This is a genomic window from Pseudomonas sp. NPDC077186 (genome assembly GCF_044543505.1).
GTDB lineage: Bacteria > Pseudomonadota > Gammaproteobacteria > Pseudomonadales > Pseudomonadaceae > Aquipseudomonas.
The window spans coordinates 517,043-536,331 of sequence record NZ_JBITWE010000002.1 but is presented as its reverse complement, the minus strand read 5'-3'; the positions used below and the strand labels follow the sequence as shown (position 1 = coordinate 536,331).

General features: G+C 66.9%; 11 protein-coding genes. 4 read left to right on the top strand and 7 right to left on the bottom strand.

Translation table 11 applies throughout. The features are described 5' to 3' along the window. Positions 1 to 76 precede the first annotated feature (76 nt). The 4 genes from gltB to ACIGKL_RS11005 all read left to right on the top strand — a co-directional run bounded on the left by gltB (position 77) and on the right by ACIGKL_RS11005 (position 8,073). Complete coding sequence (gltB, locus tag ACIGKL_RS11020; protein ID WP_397486673.1) at positions 77 to 4,525, top strand: glutamate synthase large subunit; 4,449 nt, start codon at positions 77 to 79, stop codon at positions 4,523 to 4,525. A 34-nt stretch (positions 4,526 to 4,559) separates the two neighbouring features. Beyond that, positions 4,560 to 5,978, top strand: coding sequence for an FAD-dependent oxidoreductase (locus ACIGKL_RS11015; protein WP_397486672.1), 1,419 nt, complete (start codon positions 4,560 to 4,562; stop codon positions 5,976 to 5,978). A gap of 143 nt (positions 5,979 to 6,121) precedes the next feature. Further along, the gene (hemE, locus tag ACIGKL_RS11010; protein WP_397486671.1) at positions 6,122 to 7,189 is read left to right on the top strand and encodes a uroporphyrinogen decarboxylase; all 1,068 of its coding nucleotides are present in this window, start codon (positions 6,122 to 6,124) and stop codon (positions 7,187 to 7,189) included. A gap of 113 nt (positions 7,190 to 7,302) precedes the next feature. Then, on the top strand, positions 7,303 to 8,073 hold the full coding sequence (locus tag ACIGKL_RS11005; protein WP_397486670.1) for a ParA family protein: 771 nt from the start codon (positions 7,303 to 7,305) through the stop codon (positions 8,071 to 8,073). Positions 8,074 to 8,185: 112 nt separating this feature from the next. Here ACIGKL_RS11005 and ACIGKL_RS11000 read toward each other — a convergent pair whose 3' ends face one another. The 7 genes from ACIGKL_RS11000 to ACIGKL_RS10970 all read right to left on the bottom strand — a co-directional run bounded on the left by ACIGKL_RS11000 (position 8,186) and on the right by ACIGKL_RS10970 (position 19,198). Continuing rightward, positions 8,186 to 8,983, bottom strand: coding sequence for a universal stress protein (locus ACIGKL_RS11000; protein WP_397486669.1), 798 nt, complete (start codon positions 8,981 to 8,983; stop codon positions 8,186 to 8,188). Between the two features lie 87 nt (positions 8,984 to 9,070). Continuing rightward, a complete protein-coding gene (locus ACIGKL_RS10995) occupies positions 9,071 to 9,514 on the bottom strand; it encodes a PaaI family thioesterase (RefSeq protein ID WP_397486668.1) in 444 nt (147 codons plus the stop codon). Positions 9,515 to 9,675: 161 nt separating this feature from the next. Continuing rightward, positions 9,676 to 10,110 carry a thioredoxin TrxC gene (gene trxC / locus ACIGKL_RS10990; RefSeq protein WP_397486667.1) on the bottom strand — a complete coding sequence of 145 codons (435 nt, stop codon included), beginning with the start codon at positions 10,108 to 10,110 and terminating at the stop codon, positions 9,676 to 9,678. A 58-nt stretch (positions 10,111 to 10,168) separates the two neighbouring features. Further along, positions 10,169 to 11,959, bottom strand: a complete 1,791-nt coding sequence (locus ACIGKL_RS10985; protein ID WP_397486666.1) for an SLC13 family permease — start codon at positions 11,957 to 11,959, stop codon at positions 10,169 to 10,171. Between the two features lie 564 nt (positions 11,960 to 12,523). After that, on the bottom strand, positions 12,524 to 13,984 hold the full coding sequence (selO, locus tag ACIGKL_RS10980; RefSeq protein ID WP_397486665.1) for a protein adenylyltransferase SelO: 1,461 nt from the start codon (positions 13,982 to 13,984) through the stop codon (positions 12,524 to 12,526). 18 nt (positions 13,985 to 14,002) lie between these two features. Then, positions 14,003 to 17,350: a mechanosensitive channel MscK gene (mscK, locus tag ACIGKL_RS10975; protein ID WP_397486664.1), complete on the bottom strand. Its 3,348-nt coding sequence runs from the start codon at positions 17,348 to 17,350 to the stop codon at positions 14,003 to 14,005. 102 nt (positions 17,351 to 17,452) lie between these two features. Beyond that, complete coding sequence (locus tag ACIGKL_RS10970) at positions 17,453 to 19,198, bottom strand: potassium/proton antiporter (RefSeq protein WP_397486663.1); 1,746 nt, start codon at positions 19,196 to 19,198, stop codon at positions 17,453 to 17,455. Positions 19,199 to 19,289: the final 91 nt, after the last annotated feature.

Sequence of the window (19,289 nt, the reverse complement as noted above, 5' to 3'; positions counted from 1 at the left end):
CCGCTTTTCAGGTTTAAGTAATTGAATTAGAAAGCAATTTGCCTGAAGTCTAGGCAGCCTGGTGAGAGTTTCCCCTATGAAAGCAGGTTTGTACCGTCCTGATGAGTTCAAGGATAACTGCGGCTTCGGCTTGATCGCCCATATGCAAGGTGAGGCGAGCCATCACCTGCTGCAGACCGCCATTGAGGCCCTTACCTGCATGACCCACCGCGGCGGCATCAACGCCGACGGCAAGACCGGTGACGGCTGTGGTCTGCTGATCCAGAAGCCGGACCTGTTCCTGCGCGCCGTGGCCAAGGAGTCTTTCGGCGTCGCGCTGCCGGCGCAATATGCCGTGGGCATGGTGTTCTTCAACCAGGACCCGGCCAAGGCCGAGGCCGCCCGCGCCAACATGAACCGCGAGATCGAGGCCGCCGGCCTGCAACTGATTGGCTGGCGCAAGGTGCCGATCGATACCAGCGTGCTCGGTCAGCTGGCGCTGCAGCGCCTGCCGATCATCGAGCAGGTGTTCGTCGGCGGCGAAGGGCTGTCCGATCAGCAGTTCGCCATCAAGCTGTTCAGCGCCCGTCGTCGTTCCTCGGTGGCCAATGCCGCCGACGCCGACCACTACATCTGCAGCTTTTCGCACAAGACCATCATCTACAAAGGCCTGATGATGCCGGCGGACCTGCAGCAGTTCTACCCGGATCTGGGCGACGAGCGCCTGCAGACCGCGATCTGCGTGTTCCACCAGCGCTTCTCCACCAACACCCTGCCGAAATGGCCGCTGGCGCAGCCGTTCCGCTTCCTCGCCCACAACGGCGAGATCAATACCATCACCGGCAACCGCAACTGGGCCCAGGCGCGTCGCCTGAAGTTCGCCAACGAGCTGATCCCCGACCTGGAAGAGCTCGGCCCGCTGGTCAACCGCGTCGGCTCCGACTCCTCGAGCATGGACAACATGCTCGAACTGATGGTCACCGGCGGCATCGACCTGTTCCGCGGCGTGCGCATGATCATTCCGCCGGCCTGGCAGAACGTCGAGACCATGGACGCCGACCTGCGCGCGTTCTACGAATACAACTCCATGCACATGGAGCCCTGGGACGGCCCGGCCGGCGTGGTGCTGACCGACGGCCGCCACGCGGTGTGCCTGCTCGACCGCAACGGCCTGCGCCCGGCGCGCTGGGTCACCACCAGCAACGGCTATATCACCCTGGCGTCGGAAATCGGCGTGTGGGACTACAAACCGGAAGACGTCATCGCCAAGGGCCGTGTCGGCCCGGGGCAGATCCTCGCCGTCGATACCGAGACCGGCCAGGTGCTGTCCACCGACGACATCGACAATCGCCTGAAGTCGCGCCACCCCTACAAGCAGTGGCTGCGCAAGCACGCCCAGCGCATCCAGGCCACCCTGGAAGACCGCGACCACGGCTCGCCCTTCTACGACCCGGACCAGCTCAAGCAGTACATGAAGATGTTCCAGGTCACCTTCGAGGAGCGTGACCAGGTGCTGCGCCCGCTCGGCGAGCAGGGCCAGGAGGCGGTCGGCTCGATGGGCGACGACACCCCGATGGCGGTGCTCAGCCAGCGCGTGCGCTCGCCCTACGACTATTTTCGCCAGCAGTTCGCCCAGGTCACCAACCCGCCGATCGACCCGCTGCGCGAAGCCATCGTCATGTCCCTGGAGATCTGCCTCGGCGCCGAGCGCAACATCTTCCAGGAGTCGCCCGAGCATGCCGCCCGCGTCATCCTCAGCAGCCCGGTGATCTCCCCGGCCAAGTGGCGCGCGCTGATGAACCTGGATCGCCCGGGCTTCGAGCGTCAGCTGATCGACATGAACTACGACGAGTCGCTCGGTCTGGAGGCTGCGGTACGCAATATGGCCGACCAGGCCGAGGAGGCGGTGCGCAGCGGCAAGGTGCTGCTGGTGCTGTCCGACCGCCACATCGCTCCGGGCAAGCTGCCGGCGCATGCCGCGCTGGTCACCGGCGCCGTGCATCACCGCCTGACCGAGAAGGGCCTGCGCTGCGACTGCAACATTCTGGTCGAGACCGCCACCGCGCGCGATCCGCACCACTATGCGGTGCTGCTGGGCTTCGGCGCCTCGGCGGTGTATCCGTTCCTGGCCTATGAAGTGCTGGGCGACCTGATCCGCACCGGCGAAGTGCTGGGCGATCTGTACGAAGTGTTCAAGCACTATCGCAAGGGCATCTCCAAGGGCCTGCTGAAGATCCTGTCGAAGATGGGCATCTCCACCGTCGCCTCCTACCGCGGCGCCCAGCTGTTCGAGGCGGTCGGTCTGGCCGACGAGGTCACCGAGCTGTGCTTCCGCGGCGTCGCCAGCCGCATCCAGGGCGCGCGCTTCGTCGACATCGAGAGCGAGCAGAAGCTGCTGTCGGCCGAGGCCTGGAACAACCGCAAGGCCATCCAGCAGGGCGGTCTGCTCAAGTTCGTCTATGGCGGCGAGTACCACGCCTACAACCCGGACGTGGTCAGCACCCTGCAGGCCGCCGTGCAGCAGGGCAGCTACGCCAAGTACAAGGAGTACTCGGCGCTGGTGGACAACCGCCCGGTGTCGATGATCCGCGACCTGCTCAAGGTCAAGACCGCCGAGCAGCCGCTGGCGCTGGATCAGGTCGAACCGCTGCAGGCCATCCTCAAGCGCTTCGACTCCGCCGGCATCTCCCTCGGCGCGCTGTCGCCGGAGGCCCACGAGGCCATCGCCGAGGCGATGAACCGCCTCGGTGCGCGCTCCAACTCCGGCGAGGGCGGCGAAGACCCGGCCCGCTACGGCACCGTGCGTAGCTCGAAGATCAAACAGGTGGCCACCGGCCGCTTCGGCGTCACCCCCGAGTACCTGGTCAACGCCGAAGTGCTGCAGATCAAGGTGGCCCAGGGCGCCAAGCCCGGCGAGGGCGGCCAGCTGCCGGGCGGCAAGGTCAACGGCCTGATCGCCCGCCTGCGCTACGCGGTGCCGGGCGTGACCCTGATCTCGCCGCCGCCGCACCACGACATCTACTCGATCGAGGACCTGGCGCAGCTGATCTATGACCTTAAGCAGGTCAACCCGCAAGCGCTGGTGTCGGTCAAGCTGGTGGCCGAGGCCGGCGTCGGCACCATCGCCGCCGGCGTGGCCAAGGCCTACGCCGACCTGATCACCATTTCCGGCTACGACGGCGGCACCGGCGCCTCGCCGCTGACCTCCATCCGTTACGCCGGCGCGCCCTGGGAACTGGGCCTGGCCGAAACCCACCAGACCCTGCGCGGCAACGACCTGCGCGGCAAGGTGCGGGTGCAGACCGACGGCGGCCTGAAGACCGGCCTCGACGTTATCAAGGCGGCCATCCTCGGCGCCGAGAGCTTCGGCTTCGGCACCGCGCCGATGATCGCCCTGGGCTGCAAGTACCTGCGCATCTGCCACCTGAACAACTGCGCCACCGGCGTGGCCACGCAGAACGACAAGCTGCGCAAGGACCACTTCATCGGCACCGTCGAGATGGTGATGAACTTCTTCACCTACGTCGCCGAGGAAACCCGCGAGTGGCTGGCCAAGCTCGGCGTGTCGAGCCTGGAGCAGTTGATCGGGCGCACCGACCTGCTCGAGATGCTGCCGGGCGAGACCGCCAAGCAGGGCAACCTGGACCTGTCGCCGCTGCTCGCCAGCGCGCATATCCCGGCCGACAAGCCGCAGTTCTGTCAGGTGGAGAACAACCCGCCTTTCGATCAGGGCGAACTGGCCGAGAAGATGGTCGAGCTGGCCAGGTCGGCCATCGACGGCCGCAGCGGCGGCGAGTTCGCGCTGGACATCTGCAACTGCGACCGTTCCATCGGTGCGCGGGTGTCCGGCGAGATCGCCAAGCTGCACGGCAACCAGGGCATGAACGACGCGCCGATCACCTTCCGCTTCAAGGGCACCGCGGGGCAGAGCTTCGGCGTGTGGAACGCCGGCGGCCTCCACCTGCACCTGCAAGGCGACGCCAACGACTACGTCGGCAAGGGCATGACCGGCGGCAAGCTGGTGATAGTGCCGCCCAAGGGCAGCCCGTTCGCCACCCAGGAGTCGGCCATCATCGGCAACACCTGCCTGTACGGCGCCACCGGCGGCAAGCTGTTCGCCGCCGGCACCGCCGGCGAGCGTTTCGCCGTGCGCAACTCCGGCGCCCATGCGGTGGTGGAAGGCGTGGGCGACCACTGCTGCGAGTACATGACCGGCGGCTTCGTCTGCGTGCTGGGCAAGACCGGCTACAACTTCGGTTCCGGCATGACCGGCGGCTTCGCCTATGTGCTCGACCTGGACAACGGCTTCTACGACCGCGTCAACCACGAGCTGGTGGAAATCCAGCGCATCAACAGCGAAGCCATGGAGGCCTACCGTAGCCACCTGCAGCGCGTCCTCGCCGAATACGTCGAGGAAACCGCCAGCGAATGGGGTCGCAACCTGCTGGAAAACCTGGACGACTACCTGCGTAAGTTCTGGCTGGTCAAGCCGAAAGCTGCGAGCCTGAAGTCGCTGCTGTCCAGCACCCGTGCCAACCCGCAATAAGAATGCGCCTGAAGTGGTTTGATGAGGTAATGCAATGACTGAACGTCTGAACAACGACTTCCAGTTCATCGAAGTCGGGCGCAAAGACCCGAAGAAGAAACTGCTGCGTCAGCGCAAGAAGGAATTCGTCGAGATCTACGACAACTTCAAGCCGGCGCAGGCCGCCGACCAGGCGCACCGCTGCCTGGGCTGCGGCAATCCCTACTGCGAATGGAAGTGCCCGGTGCACAACTTCATTCCCAACTGGCTCAAGCTGGTGTCCGAGGGCAACATCCTCGCCGCCGCCGAACTCAGCCACCAGACCAACACCCTGCCGGAAGTCTGCGGCCGCGTGTGCCCGCAGGATCGTCTCTGTGAAGGGGCCTGCACCCTCAACGACGGCTTCGGTGCGGTGACCATCGGTTCGGTGGAGAAGTACATCACCGACACCGCCTTCGCCATGGGCTGGCGCCCGGACATGTCCAAGGTCAAGCCGACCGGCAAGCGCGTCGCGGTGATCGGCGCCGGTCCTGCCGGCCTGGGCTGCGCCGACGTGCTGGTGCGTAATGGCGTGACCCCGGTGGTGTTCGACAAGAACCCGGAGATCGGTGGCCTGCTGACCTTCGGCATCCCCGAGTTCAAGCTGGAAAAGACCGTGATGAGCCGCCGCCGAGAAGTCTTCAGCGGCATGGGCATCGAGTTCCGCCTGAATACCGAGATCGGCAAGGACGTGACCATGCAGCAGCTGCTGGATGAGTACGATGCGGTCTTTATGGGCATGGGCACCTACACCTACATGAAGGGTGGCTTCCCCGGCGAAGACTTGCCGGGCGTGCACGACGCGCTGGATTTCCTGATCGCCAACGTCAACCGCAACCTCGGCTTCGAGAAGTCGCCGGAGGACTTCGTCGACATGAAGGGTAAGCGCGTGGTGGTGCTCGGCGGCGGCGACACCGCGATGGACTGCAACCGCACTTCGATTCGCCAGGGCGCCAAGGCGGTGACCTGCGCCTATCGCCGCGACGAAGAGAACATGCCGGGCTCGCGCAAGGAAGTGAAGAACGCCAAGGAAGAGGGCGTGAAGTTCCTGTTCAACCGCCAGCCCATCGCCATCGTCGGCGAGGATAAGGTGGAAGGCGTCAAGGTGGTCGAGACCCGTCTCGGCGAACCGGATGCCCGCGGCCGCCGCAGCCCCGAGCCGATCCCGGGCTCCGAGGAAATTATCCCGGCCGAGGCCGTGCTGATCGCCTTCGGTTTCCGTCCGAGCCCGGCGCCCTGGTTCGAGCAGTTCGAGATCCAGACCGACAGCCAGGGCCGCGTGGTGGCGCCGGAGCGCAGCCAGTTCAAGCACCAGACCAGCAACCCGAAGATCTTCGCCGGCGGCGACATGGTGCGCGGCTCGGACCTGGTGGTGACGGCGATCTTCGAAGGCCGCAACGCCGCCGAAGGTATCCTCGATTACCTGCAGGTCTGATGTAGGTTGGGCTTCGTCGCTGCGCTCCTCGACCCAACCTACGCCGCGACAAATTGACCCGCTGGACAAAAGGCACGGCACTCGCCGTGCCTTTTGTTTGGCGCTCTGCGAAAATGCCCGCACTTTTTTCGTTGGACTCTGCCATGACCGCCCTGAAGAACGATCGCTTCCTGCGTGCCCTGCTCAAGCAACCCGTGGACGTCACCCCGGTGTGGATGATGCGTCAGGCCGGTCGTTACCTGCCGGAATACCGCGCCACCCGCGCCAAGGCGGGCAACTTCGTCAACCTGATGAAGAACCCGGAACTGGCCTGCGAAGTCACCATCCAGCCGCTGGACCGCTACCCGCAGCTGGATGCGGCGATCCTCTTCTCCGACATCCTCACCATTCCCGATGCCATGGGCCAGGGCCTGTATTTCGAGACCGGCGAGGGGCCGCGCTTCAACAAGGTGGTGAGCAGCCTGGCCGATATCGAGGCGCTGCCGATCCCGGATGCCGAGCAGGACCTGGGCTACGTGATGGATGCGGTGCGCAATATCCGCCGCGAGCTGAACGGCCGCGTGCCGCTGATCGGCTTCTCCGGCAGCCCCTGGACGCTGGCCACCTATATGGTCGAAGGCGGCTCCAGCAAGGACTTTCGCAAGTCCAAGGCGATGCTCTACGACAACCCCCAGGCCATGCACGCGCTGCTCGACAAGCTGGCCCAGGCGGTCACCGCCTACCTCAACGGGCAGATCAAGGCCGGCGCCCAGGCGGTGCAGATCTTCGATTCTTGGGGCGGTGCGCTGTCGGCGGCGGCCTATCAGGAATTCTCCCTGGCCTATATGCGCAAGATAGTCGACGGCCTGATCCGCGAACACGACGGCCGCCCTGTGCCGGTGATCCTGTTCACCAAGGGCGGCGGCCTGTGGCTGGAATCCATGGCCGATAGCGGCGCCGAGGCCCTAGGCCTGGACTGGACCTGCGATATCGGCAGCGCGCGTCAGCGTGTGGGTAGCAAGGTGGCGCTGCAGGGCAATATGGATCCGAGCGTGCTGTACGCCAACCCGGCGGCGATCCGTGCCGAGGTGGCGCGCATCCTCGCCGCCTATGGCCAGGGCAGCGGCCAGGTGTTCAACCTCGGCCACGGCATCACCCCGGAGGTCGACCCGGCTCATGCCGGCGCCTTCTTCGAGGCGGTGCACGAGCTGTCGGCGCAGTACCACCAGTAAGCAGAACAGGGGCCGCGCAAGCGGCCTCTTTGCTATCGGCCGGGCAAGCGCCTCGCGCTTGTCACGGGCTTTGCATAGAATCCGAGACCATCTGAGGCTCAGGGAGGTGTGAGATGCGGCGTGTGGTGTTCAACCAGAAAGGCGGCGTGGGCAAGTCCAGCATCGCCTGCAACCTGGCGGCGGTCAGCGCGTCTCAGGGCTATCGCACCCTGCTGATCGACCTCGACAGCCAGGCCAACTCGACCCATTACCTCACCGGCCTGACCGGCGAGGACATTCCCATGGGCATCGCCGATTTCTTCAAGCAGACCCTGGCCAGCGGGCCCTTCGCCAAGAAGGGCAAGGTGGATATCTACGAGACGCCGTTCGACAACCTGCACGTGGTCACCGCCACCGCCGAGCTGGCCGAGCTGCAGCCCAAGCTGGAGCAGAAGCACAAGATCAACAAGCTGCGCAAACTGCTCGACGAGCTGGCCGAGGACTACGACCAGATCTACCTGGACACTCCGCCGGCGCTGAATTTCTACACGGTTTCCGCGCTGATCGCCGCCGATCGCGTGCTGATTCCCTTCGACTGCGACAGCTTCTCGCGCAATGCCCTGTACGGCCTGCTGGCCGAGATCGACGAGCTCAAGGACGACCACAACGACGGCCTGGAGGTGGAGGGCATAGTGGTCAACCAGTTCCAGCCGCGTGCGACCCTGCCGCAGCAGCTGCTCGACGAGCTGATTGCCGAGGGCCTGCCGGTGCTGCCGGTGAACCTGATGAGCTCGGTGAAGATGCGCGAATCGCACCAGGTGTGCACACCGCTGATCCATCTGGATGCGCGGCACAAGCTGACCCAGCAATTCGTCGAGCTGCACGACCTGCTCAATCAGGCCTGATCGGGCTTCCCGGGTTTCGCTGCGCTCCACCGCAGGCTACGGGCTGCTCGATCGGGCGTAGGGTGCGCCGTGCGTACCTCGGCCGGGTGCGTACGGCGCACCAGGCTTTCTCTCAGCGCACCACAAATACGTCGCACGGCGCCTTGTGCAGAAAATGCTGCGCCAGGCTGCCGAGCAGGGCCTGCGACAGCGCGCTGCGGCCGTGGCTGCCGAGCACCAGCAACTCGCTGCGGCGGGCTTTGATCTGCTCCTGCAGGCAACGCAGGATGCCGCCCTGAATCACCTCGTGGCTCAGCCTCGGGCCGTCTGCGGGCAGGTTCTGCGCCTCGTCCTGCAGCAGTTGGTCGATCAGCCCCTGCTGGGTCTGCAGTTGCAGCTGCACCTCCTTGGGCGTGCCCTTGTCCGGCTCGAACACATGCAGGGCGTGCAGCTCGGCGCTGCCCGGCAGCAGGCGGTAGGCCTGGCCGAGGGCGCTGCAGGCGCACAGGGAGAAGTCGATGGCGGCCAGGGTGTGCCGGTAGGGGGCGAAGTCGTTGCGCGCCACCAGCAGCAGCGGCACGCTGCAACGGCGGGCGATGCGATCCAGGCTGGTGCCGGAGAAGAAGTCGTGGCGCTGGTGGTGGCCGCCGAGCACCAGCAGGTCGCAGCCGCTGTCCTGCACCTCCTGCAGCACCACTTCCGAGGGCTTGCCGCTGAGCATGCGCAGCTCGCTGCCGGGCGGGGCGTACTGGGTCAGGCTGCGGTCCAGCGCCTGGCGCGCCTTTTCGTGCTGTTCGCTGCTTTGGCTGGGGTCGAGCACGTGCAGCAGGGTCAGGCGGGCATTGTGCTGCTTGGCGAGTTGGGTGGCGCGGCACAGGGCCATATCGGCCGTGTCGCGCAGGTCATGGGCGATCAGAATGTGCTGGAACATGGCGACGGCTCTCCTGCCGATACCGGTCGGCAATTTTATTGTGCCTGTTCAATTAGCCGTTCTTTTGACTTATGGCAAGGTCGAGGCTCAGCGTACCCGCAATTGGTAGTGGCCGCGACTCTCGGCGACCACCTCGCCGGCGCCGTCGGTCAGTTGCAGGTCGAGCTGGTACTCGGCCTTGCCCAGGCGTCCGGCCTCGTCCTCCAGGCGGGCGATCTCGGCCGCGCTCAGGCGCGCCTCGACCTGGATATCGCCGCTGGCCGGGCGACGGAAGCGCAGGTTCATTTCCTTGATTACCGGGTAGAAGCGTTCGACGTCGAAGCTGGTGAGAAACAGCGCGCCGCCGGGAATCTCCGCCAGGGTGAACAGCGCGCCGGCGTACATGCTGCCGATATGGTTCTGGTTGCCGGCCAGCGGCATGCGCAGGCGCACGAAGCCGGGTTCGAGCACCTCGGCCTTGAGGCCGCTGCGCTGGACGAAGGCGATCTGCTGTTCGGTGAGCTGGCGGGCGAGTTCCACGGGCAGGGGCATGGCGCGACTCCTTGGCGAGGGTCTGCCCAGACTAAGGGTTGGTGCGGCCCGTGCAATTGACCGCAGCGGTCGAGGCGAATGACCGAAGCGCTCAGGTCGTCCCGTTATGTAGGGTGCGCCCGGCGTTTTTTTTGCTTGAACGATGGATACCGCGAGACAGCCTAGACGCCCTGCTGGCGCAGCCAGGCCAGCAGCTGCGGCAGCGGCAGGGCGCCGCTCTGCCGCGCCACCTCCACGCCGCCCTTGAACAGCAGCAGGCTGGGGATCGAGCGGATGGCCAGCTGGCCGGCCAGTTGCGAGTTGCCCTCGCTGTCCAGCTTGCCCAGGCGGCAGCGGCCCTGCAGCTGGCTGGCGGCCTGGGCGAAGGTCGGCGCGAAGGCCTGGCAGGGCCCGCACCAGGCTGCCCAGACGTCCACCAGCAGCGGCAGCTCGCCCTTGAGCTGGCTGGCGAAGTTGCTCTGGGTCAGTTCGATGGGCGCGGCCGGCAGCAGCTCGGCCTTGCAGCGCCCGCAGCGCGGCGCATCGCCCAGGCGCGCGGCGGGGATGCGGTTGAGGCCGTTGCAGTGCGGGCAGGGAATCAGCAGGGGATCGGACATGGCGGCAGGCTCCAGGATCTATGCCCGCTAGATGGAGCCGCCGCCGCTCGATATCAAGTCACACCGGCGTCAGCGGCCAGAACAGCGGAATAACGAAGCTGGCCACCAGCCACAGCAGCAGGTTGAGCGGGATGCCGATGCGCATGAAGTCGGTGAAGCGGTAGCCGCCGGCGTTGTAGACGAAGGTGTTGGTCTGGTAGCCGATGGGCGTGGCGAAGCTGGCGCTGGCGGCGAACATCACCGCCACCACGAAGGCGCGCGGGTCGACGCCCAGGTGCTGGGCCATGCCGATGGCGATGGGGGTGACCAGCACCGCCACGGCGTTGTTCGACAGCAGCTCGGTGAGGATCGAGGTGAACAGGTAGATGAAGCTCAACATCAGCAGCGGCCCGGCCCAGGGCAGCCAGCCCATGACGTTCTGCACCAGCAGGCTGACCAGGCCGACCTTGTCCATGGCGATGCTGATGGCCAGCATGCCGAAGATCAGGCTGAGGATCTTCCAGTCCACCGCCTTGTAGGCGTCCTCCACGTCCAGGCAGCGGGTCGCCAGCACGGTCACCGCGCCGATGATCGCCAGGCCCTCGATGGGCATCAGGCCGAAGGCGGCCAGCAGCATCACCGCCAGGGTGGCGCCGATGGCGATCGGCGCCTTGTCGCGGCGGAAGGCGCGTTCCTGCACGGCGTTGAGGCTGATCAGCTCGCCGTTGTCGGCGAAGCGCTTGATCTGCGCCGGGGTGCCCTCGACCAGCATCACGTCGCCGAACTGCAGTTCGAACTCGTCGAGGTTGCCCTGCACGTTCTCGTCCTGGCGGTGCACGGCGAGCACGGCGATACCGTAGCGCGCGGTGAGGTCGAGATCGCGCATCGGCCGGTGACTGTAGCGCGAGTTACGCCCGACTATGGCCTCGGCGAGGATCACGTCGTGGCTGCTGATGGTCTCGAAGGCGTCGCCGCGGTTGAACGACAGGTGGCCGCTCTCGCGCAGCTCGACCACGTCCTTGACCTGGCCGTGCAGCACCAGGCGGTCGCCGCTGGCCAGCAGGGTGCCGCCGCCCGGCTCGGTGAGTTCCTGCTCTTCGCGAAACAGCTTGAGCACCTGCAGGCCGCTGCCGCCGTTGAGGTTGGCCTCGTGCAGGGTCTTGCCGATCATCGGCGAGTCGTGCGGCACCAGCAGCTCGGTCATGAAGGTGCGGTCCAGGTCCGGGCGCAGCTGCTTGGACAGGGTTTCGCGATCGGGCAGCAGGCGGTGGCCGACGGTCAGCAGGTAGAGCATGCCGACCGCGGCCAGGATCAGCCCGGCGCCGGTGATCTCGAAGATGCCGAAGGGCTCCAGGCCGGCCTTGCGCGCCACGCCGTCGACCAGGATGTTGGTCGAGGTGCCGATCATGGTCAGGGTGCCGCCGAGGATGGTGGCGTAGGACAGCGGAATCAGCAGCTTCGACGGCAGGGTGCCGGCGCGCCGCGCCAGGGCGATGGCCACCGGGGTGAGGATGGCCACCACCGGGGTGTTGTTGAGGCAGGCGGAGATCACCAGGGCGGTGACGGTCAGGCCGGTGAGCACGCGGATCGGGCTGGTGCCCACCAGCTCGCCCAGCCAGTTGCCGAGCGCGTCGATGCAGCCGGTGCGCTCCAGCGCGGCGGACAGCACGAACATGCAGGCGATGGTCACCGGCGCCGAGTTCGACAGCACGCTGAGCACCTCGCCCGGGGTCAGCAGCTGGCTGACCAGCAGCGCCGCCACGGCGATGGCGGCGACTATGTCCGGGCTCCATTTCTCGCGCACGAAGGCATACAGCACCCAGATCAGCAGGGCGCCGACGAACAGCAGGGGCAGGGAGTCCCAGGGCATGAGGATCCTTAGCGTCGATCTCGTGTGAGAACCTGCCCAAAGTCTGCTGCGCGTCGGCACTGCTGCGTTAAAAACAGGCTCGGAATGCTCATTTACAGCCGTAAACTCCGCTTCCTCGCCTGTTTGATTCGCTGGCGCTCACCCTTCGGGCCAGCCTTCGGCTGTTACTCCCGTTGGTCGTTGCGCCTTGCATTGCGCTAGCTCGCGAGACTTTGAACAGGTTCTGGGGGTATCGGGCCCGCGCTGGGCGGCCGCACAAGGTCGCCACGATAGTGGGCTTCGCTTAGATAGTCTAAGAATGTTTGAGAAGGTTTATATGCCTTTTCGATTTATTGGATAAGGCGTGCAGGCGTAGGGTGGATGGCGCTTTACCCATCCACCAGCGAGGGATTGGTAGAGAAGAGGCGTCATCGACTCAGGTCGGGTGGTTGGTGCGCACGGCGCACCCTACGACGGGCAGCTCGTAGGTTGGGTTGAGGAGCCTGCGACGAAGCCCAACATAAGCGTGACGAAGCTTGCGCATAGCCGGGGGGCGCTCCCTGTCGAGTGCCGGCTCAAGCCAACCTAGGACGAGCAGCTGATCTGCAGATGCTTGCCCCAGTCCGGTGGGCGCTGGGCGTAGCGCTCCATCCCCGGCTGCTCGTCGAAGGGCCGCGCCAGCACCGTGTGCAGTTCGCGCACCGGGCCGTAGTCGCCGGCCTCGGCGGCTTCGATGGCCTGCTGCGCCAGGTAGTTGCGCAGGATGTACTTGGGGTTGACCGCGTGCATGCGCGCCTGGCGTTCGGCCTGGCTGCCGCCTTCGCCTTCGGTGCGCAGGATGTAGCGCTCGGCCCAGGCGTCGAAGCCGGCCAGGTCGACGAAGTCTTCGCGCAGGCGCGCCAGCGCCGTTGCCGGTTCGCTGGCGCCCAGCTCGCGGAAGAACCCCGTGTAGTCCACCGCGCTGCCCTGCATCAGCTGCAGCAGGCGCTGCACCAGTTCCTCGTCGCCGTCTTCGGCGCCCTGCAGGCCCAGGCGGCGGCGCATCAGGTCGAGGTAGTGGGCCTGGTACAGCGGCAGGAACAGCTCCAGGGTTGCGCGCAGCTTGTCCACTTCGACCATGGGCGTCAGCGCCTGGGCCAGCGCCGCCAGGTTCCAGTGGGCGATGGGCACCTGGTTGCTGAAGCTGTAGCGGCCGCTGTCGTCGGAATGGTTGCAGATGTGCCCGGCGTCGAAGTCGTCGAGGAAGGCGTAGGGCCCGTAGTCGAAGGTGATGCCGAGGATCGACATGTTGTCGGTGTTCATCACCCCGTGGCAGAAACCGTAGGCCTGCCAGTGGGCGATCATGCCGGCGGTGCGCTCCAGCACCTCGCGCAGCATCGCCAGCCAGGGTTCGTCCTGGGTCAGGCAGGCGGGGAAATGACAGGCCAGCACATGTTCGCCGAGGATCTTCAGCTGCTCGTGCTGGCGGGTGTAATAGAAGTACTCGAAGTGGCCGAAGCGCACGTGGCTGGGCGCCAGGCGCAGCAGCATGGCGGCGCGCTCCTGCCTTTCGCGCCACACCGGGGTGTCGGAGGTGGTGACGCACAGCGCCCGCGAGCTGGGGATGCCGAGGGCGTGCAGGTGTTCGCTGGCGAGGAACTCGCGGATCGAGCTGCGCAGCACCGCGCGGCCGTCGCCCATGCGCGAGTAGGGGGTCTGCCCGGCGCCCTTGAGGTGCAGGTCCCAGTGTTCGCCGGCGGCGTTGACCACTTCGCCCAGCAGCAGGCCGCGGCCGTCGCCCAGGCGCGGGGTGTAGCCGCCGAACTGGTGCCCGGCGTAGACCATGGCGCGCGGCTCGGCCTCGCTCCATAGCTTGTGTCCGGCGAACAGTTCGGCGAATTCCGCGCGCTGCGCCTCGTCCGGCGCCAGGTCGAGCAGGGCCATGGCCGCGGCGCTGGCCACCACCAGGCGCGGCTGCTCGATGGGCTCGGGCAGCACCTCGGTGGAGAAGGCGTCGCCGAGGCGGGCGAAGCGATTGTCGAAGCTCAGCTGGTCGAGGCGTTTCACCGCGTGCTCCGCTATGGCTCAGGTCGCCGCCGGCGGGGGCGGCGTCTGCACGTTGGCCGCACCGGCTGCGGCGGCCTTGATCAGGTCTTTCTGTTCGAGCTGGTGTTCGCCGCGCTCGAGGTTCTTCACATACACCTCGACCTGGCGGAAGGCGATGTTGATGCCGTGCTTGGGGAATTCGCGGTCGATGAAGCGGTTGATCTCGTCGGTGGCCGGGTTGCGGTCGCCGAGGTCGCGCACGTGGATGCGCAGCTCGTGATCCAGGGTGCTTTCGCCGAAGTTGAGGAAGTACACCAGCGGCGCCGGCTCCTTGAGCACCCGCGCGTTCTCCTGGGCGGCCTGCAGCAGCAGCTTGCGCACCAGGTCGAGATCCGAACCGTAGCCGACGCCGACCTTGAGGGTGACGCGGGTGACCGTGTCGCTCAGCGACCAGTTGATCAACTGGCCGGTGATGAAGGTCTTGTTCGGCACGATGATTTCCTTGTGGTCGAAATCGGTGATGGTGGTGGCGCGGATGCGGATCTTGCTCACCGTGCCGGACAGGTTGCCGATGGTCACCACGTCGCCGATGCGCACCGGGCGCTCGAACAGGATGATCAGGCCGGAGATGAAGTTGGCGAAGATCTCCTGCAGGCCGAAGCCCAGGCCCACCGACAGCGCCGCCACCAGCCACTGCAGCTTGTCCCAGCTGACGCCGAGGGTGGACAGGGTGGTGACGATGCCGATGCCGACCAGCACATAGGACAGCAGGGTGGTGGTGGCGTAGGCGCTGCCCTGGGCCAGTTTCAGGCGCGACAGCACCAGTACCTCGAGCAGGCCGGGCAGGTTGCGCGCCAGGGCCACGGTGATGGCGACTATGATCAGCGCGCCGAGCACGTCCATCAGGCTGATCGGCACCAGGGCGGCGGCCTCGCCGGTGCCGCTGCTGTATGCGTAGAGGGTCACGGTGTCGAGGTAGGTGAACACGCCGATCAGCTCGGCCCAGACCCAGTACAGGCAGACCAGGAAGCCGCCGAGCAGGGCCAGGCGGATCAGCCGCAGCGACTGCTGGTTGACCTGCTCGATGTCCAGGGTCGGCTCCTCGACCACCGTCTCGCCTTCGCTGCCGTCCTTGCTCTGCGCCTGGCGCTTGCTCAGGGCGCGCTGGTAGGCCAGGCGCCGGGCGGCGACGCCGAGGCCGCGGATGAAGGCGGCTTCCAGCAGCAGCCAGAGGATCAGCAGGTAGAGGGTGTCGATCAGGCGGTCGGTGAGCTTCAGCGCGGTGTAGTAGTAGCCGAACGCCACGGCGGCGATCAGCGCCAGCGGCAGCAGGCTGAACAGCAGGCCGACGCTCGAACGCAGCGCCGAGGTGTGCTCCCGCAGCGGCGCGCCGAGCAGCAGGCGGAACAGCAGCCAGGCCATCAGCGCGTAGCAGGTCAGCACCACGCCGATGCCGATCACGTCGCCGGCCAGGCTGGCCGGCTGGTGCTCGGCGACGCTGGTCACCGCGACCAGTGCCATCACCACCAGACCCAGGCTGCGGATATGGTGGCGGAAGAAGGCGACGTTGGCCGGCGGCCAGTGGAAGTGCAGCACGGCCACGCCATTCGGCGAGAGGATGCGGTAGAGGGTGTAGAACACCAGCCAGGCCTGGGCCATCTCGTACAGAGCGGCGCCGAGGTAGAGGTTCTGCCCGCGCGCGTCCATCAGCAGGGCGTAGCCGCACAGGGCGAGGAACAGCCCGCCGGGCAGCGCCAGGGCCAGGTTCAGGCCCAGCGCCAGCGGCGTGTGCAGCTGGCTGTCGCGCTTGTAGTGGCCGATGTCGTCGTGCAGGCCGCCGAGCTTGGCGAACAGGTACTGGCGGCGCCAGAGAATAAAGGCGCAGAGCAGCAGCAGCGGCAGGAACACCAGCGGCCGCTCCAGCAGGCCGGCGCCCAGCTCCTTCAGCGCCAGGCCCCAGGGCAGGCTTTCCAGCTGCTGCTGCAGGTGCCGCGGCGCGCCCTTCAGCCATTCGAGGTCGAGCGGCTTGTTGCTGGGAATCCAGAACATCTGCTCGTCGATGGTGGCGCGCAGGCTGCTGGCGGTGCTGTGCAGTTCCTTCTGGCTGAGCTGCAGGGTGATCGACTCGTTGAGCAGGGCGTTGAGCTCGCGGTTGAGCCGGTCGAGCAGCTCGCGGCGGGTACTGAGCTGCTCGCCCAGGGTGGCGCGCAGCTCGGGCGTGACTTCTTCGGCGGGCTGGCCGGCGAGCAACTGGTCGATATAGGCCCCGGGATTGCCGATCTCCTCGCGCTGCTTGCCCAGCTCGAACTGGTACAGGCGGATATCGGCGATCTCGTCGGCCAGTTTGCTGTCCTCCAGCGCCAGGCTGGGCAGCGCCTGCTTCTGCTGGTAGAGGATCTTCGACAGCAGCAGGCTGCCCTGCAGCACGCCGATCTGCTCGTCGAGGGCCTGGTCGGCCTGCACCAGGTTGTCCAGCTGCTGGCGGGTTTGCAGGTTCTGCTCGGTCAACTGGTTGAGGCGCTCGGTGGCGCGCAGCAGGTAGTCGGAGAGCTTGAGGTTGCGCGTGCTCTCGCGCGCCAGCAGCTTGTCCGAGCCGGCGCGCTCGGCCTCGCGCGACTGCTCGGCGACGGTCTGCTCGGATTCGGCGCGGCGCCTTTCGTTGATCAGGCTCTGCAGTTCCAGGCGTTCCTGCTCGGCGCGCTTGATGCGCTCCTCGAGCAGCTCGCGCTGGGCGTTGCCGAGGTCCTGCAGCAGGCTGTTGCCGGCCAACTCCTGGCGCCGTAGCTGGGTCTGCGCGGTGAGCAGGGCGAGTTCCGCGGCGAGCTGGTCGCGGCGTTCGGCGCTCAGCGGTTTGCCGCTGTCGCGGTCGCTCTTCAGGCTGTTGTTGATCTGCTGGCTACGTGCCTGATTCTGGCTGATCTCGGCCTGGGCGCGCTCGGGGCGGGTCTGCGCGGTGATCACCAGGCTGTTGGCCTCGATGATCGCCTTGTTCCAGTCGCTGAGCTGGCTGGAGCGCTCGCCGAGCATCTGCTCCAACTGCGCCAGGGCGGTGCGCGCGTGGCGCTCGGCCAGCGGCGCCGGCTGGCTGGCCTTGAGCTGGGTGAGTTCGCGCTGGGCCTCGGCGATCAGCCGCGGGGCGTTTTCCAGCTGGGTGCGCAGGTCGGCCAGGCGCTGCTCGCTGGTCTCGCGATCCTTGAGTAGGCGCAGGGTCTGCTCCAGGGTCTGCTTGAGCGCCAGCTGCTCGGCTTCCGGCAGCTGGCGCTCGGCCAGGCCGTCGAGGCTTTGCTGCACGCTCTCGGCCTTGGGCGGCTCCTGGGCGAGAACCGGGGGAATGCTCAGGCACAGGGCGAGCAGGGCGGCGACGAACGGGAGGCGCAACAGGGGCATGGTCGTGGGATCTGCTGAATGGGACGAGGACAGTGTAGGACTGTGCTACTGAGACAGTTACGCGGACGTCATTGCCCGCGCAGCTGTGATCCTAACAGAGTCCTAGAAGTGCAGCCCGGGGCCCGGGCGGCTGCCTTCGGGGAATTTGACGCCGACCTTGCGCACCTTGTTCCCGTCCATCGCCGCTACCGTCCAGGTCAGGCCCTGCCATTCCACCTGGTCGCCGACGATCGGTTCGCCGCCCACCTTGTGCGCGATAAAGCGGCCCAGGTGCAACTGGCCTTCGGCGCCTTCCAGCTTGAGGCCGTAGAGCGCGGCCACCGCGCCCAGTTCGGCGTCGCCTTCGAGGACGAAGTCGCCGAAGAAGCGCAGGTCCTGACCGCGCTTGGGCGCCTGGCTGAACAGCTTGCCGAGCGCCGGCAGGTCGGCCTCGTGGCCGATCACGCAGAGCAGGTCGCCGGCCTCCAGGCGCGTGCTGCCGGACGGGTGGAGCAGCTCGCGGCCGCGAAACAGCGCGGCGATGCGCGTGCCCTCGGGCATGTTCAGCTCGCGCAGGGCGGCGCCGATGCACCATTTCTCCGCGCCCAGGCGGTAGACGAACAGCTCCCACTGGCTGGTGGGGTGCACCTCCAGGCCGGCGCGCGACACCGGCGCCGGCTCCGGCGGCACGGTGACGCGCATCAGCCGGGCGGCCAGCGGCAGGCTGGTGCCCTGCAGCAGCAGCGAGACCAGGACGATGAAGAAGGCCACGTTGAAGAACAGCTGGGCATTGGGCAGCCCGGCCATCAGCGGGAACACCGCGAGGATGATCGGCACCGCGCCGCGCAGGCCGACCCAGGCGATAAAGACTTTCTCGCGGTCGTGGAAGGCCGGAAACGGCAGCAGGCCGAGCAGCACCGACAGCGGTCGGGCGAAGAGGATCATCCACAGCGCCAGACCCAGCGCCGGCAAGGCGATGGGCAGCAGCTCGTGGGGAGTGACCAGCATGCCGAGGACCAGGAACATGCCGATCTGCGCCAGCCAGGTGAGGCCGTCGAGCATGTGCAGGATGCCGTGGCGCGAACGGATCGGCCGGTTGCCCAGCAGCAGGCCGCACAGGTAGATGGCGAGGATGCCGCTGCCGCCCACCGCGGTGGTGATGGCGAAGATGATCAGGCCGCCGCTGACCACCAGCAGCGGGTACAGGCCGCTGGCCAGCTCCATGCGGTTGATCAGCTTGAGCAGCAGCCAGCCGCCGCCGAGGCCGAGCAGGGCGCCGAGGCCGAACTGCTGCAGCAGCTGGATCAGCAGGTCCCAGCTGAAGCCGGTCTGGCCGCTGGCGAGCATGGCGATCAGGGTGACGGTGAGGAACACCGCCATCGGGTCGTTGCTGCCGGATTCGATTTCCAGGGTCGAGCTGACCCGTTCGTTGAGGCCGCGGCCGCCGAGCAGGGAGAACACCGCCGCGGCGTCGGTGGAGCCGACGATGGCGCCGATCAGCAGGCCCTCCAGCAGGCTCAGGTCGAACAGCCAGGCGGCGGCCAGGCCGGTCAGCCCGGCGGTGATCACCACCCCCAGGGTGGCCAGCGACAGCGACGGCCACAGCGCCACGCGGAAGCTGGAAACCCGGGTACGCATGCCGCCGTCGAGGAGGATCACGGCCAGCGCCAGGTTGCCCACCAGGTAGGCCAGCGGGTAATTGTCGAAGACGATGCCGCCGGGACCGTCGACGCCGGCGAGCATGCCGACGGCGAGGAAGATCACCAGGATGGGGATGCCGAAACGGGTGCCGAAGGCACTGACCAGGATGCTGGCCGCCACCAGCATGGCGCCGATCAAGAACAGATTGTTGATGGCGCTGGCGTCCAACGGCGTACTCCTGGCCTGGTGGTGAATGCGCCGTCATGCATGGCGCGTGCCAGGGATTCTAACCGCTGCCTTCGCCCCGCTGTCAAAAAGC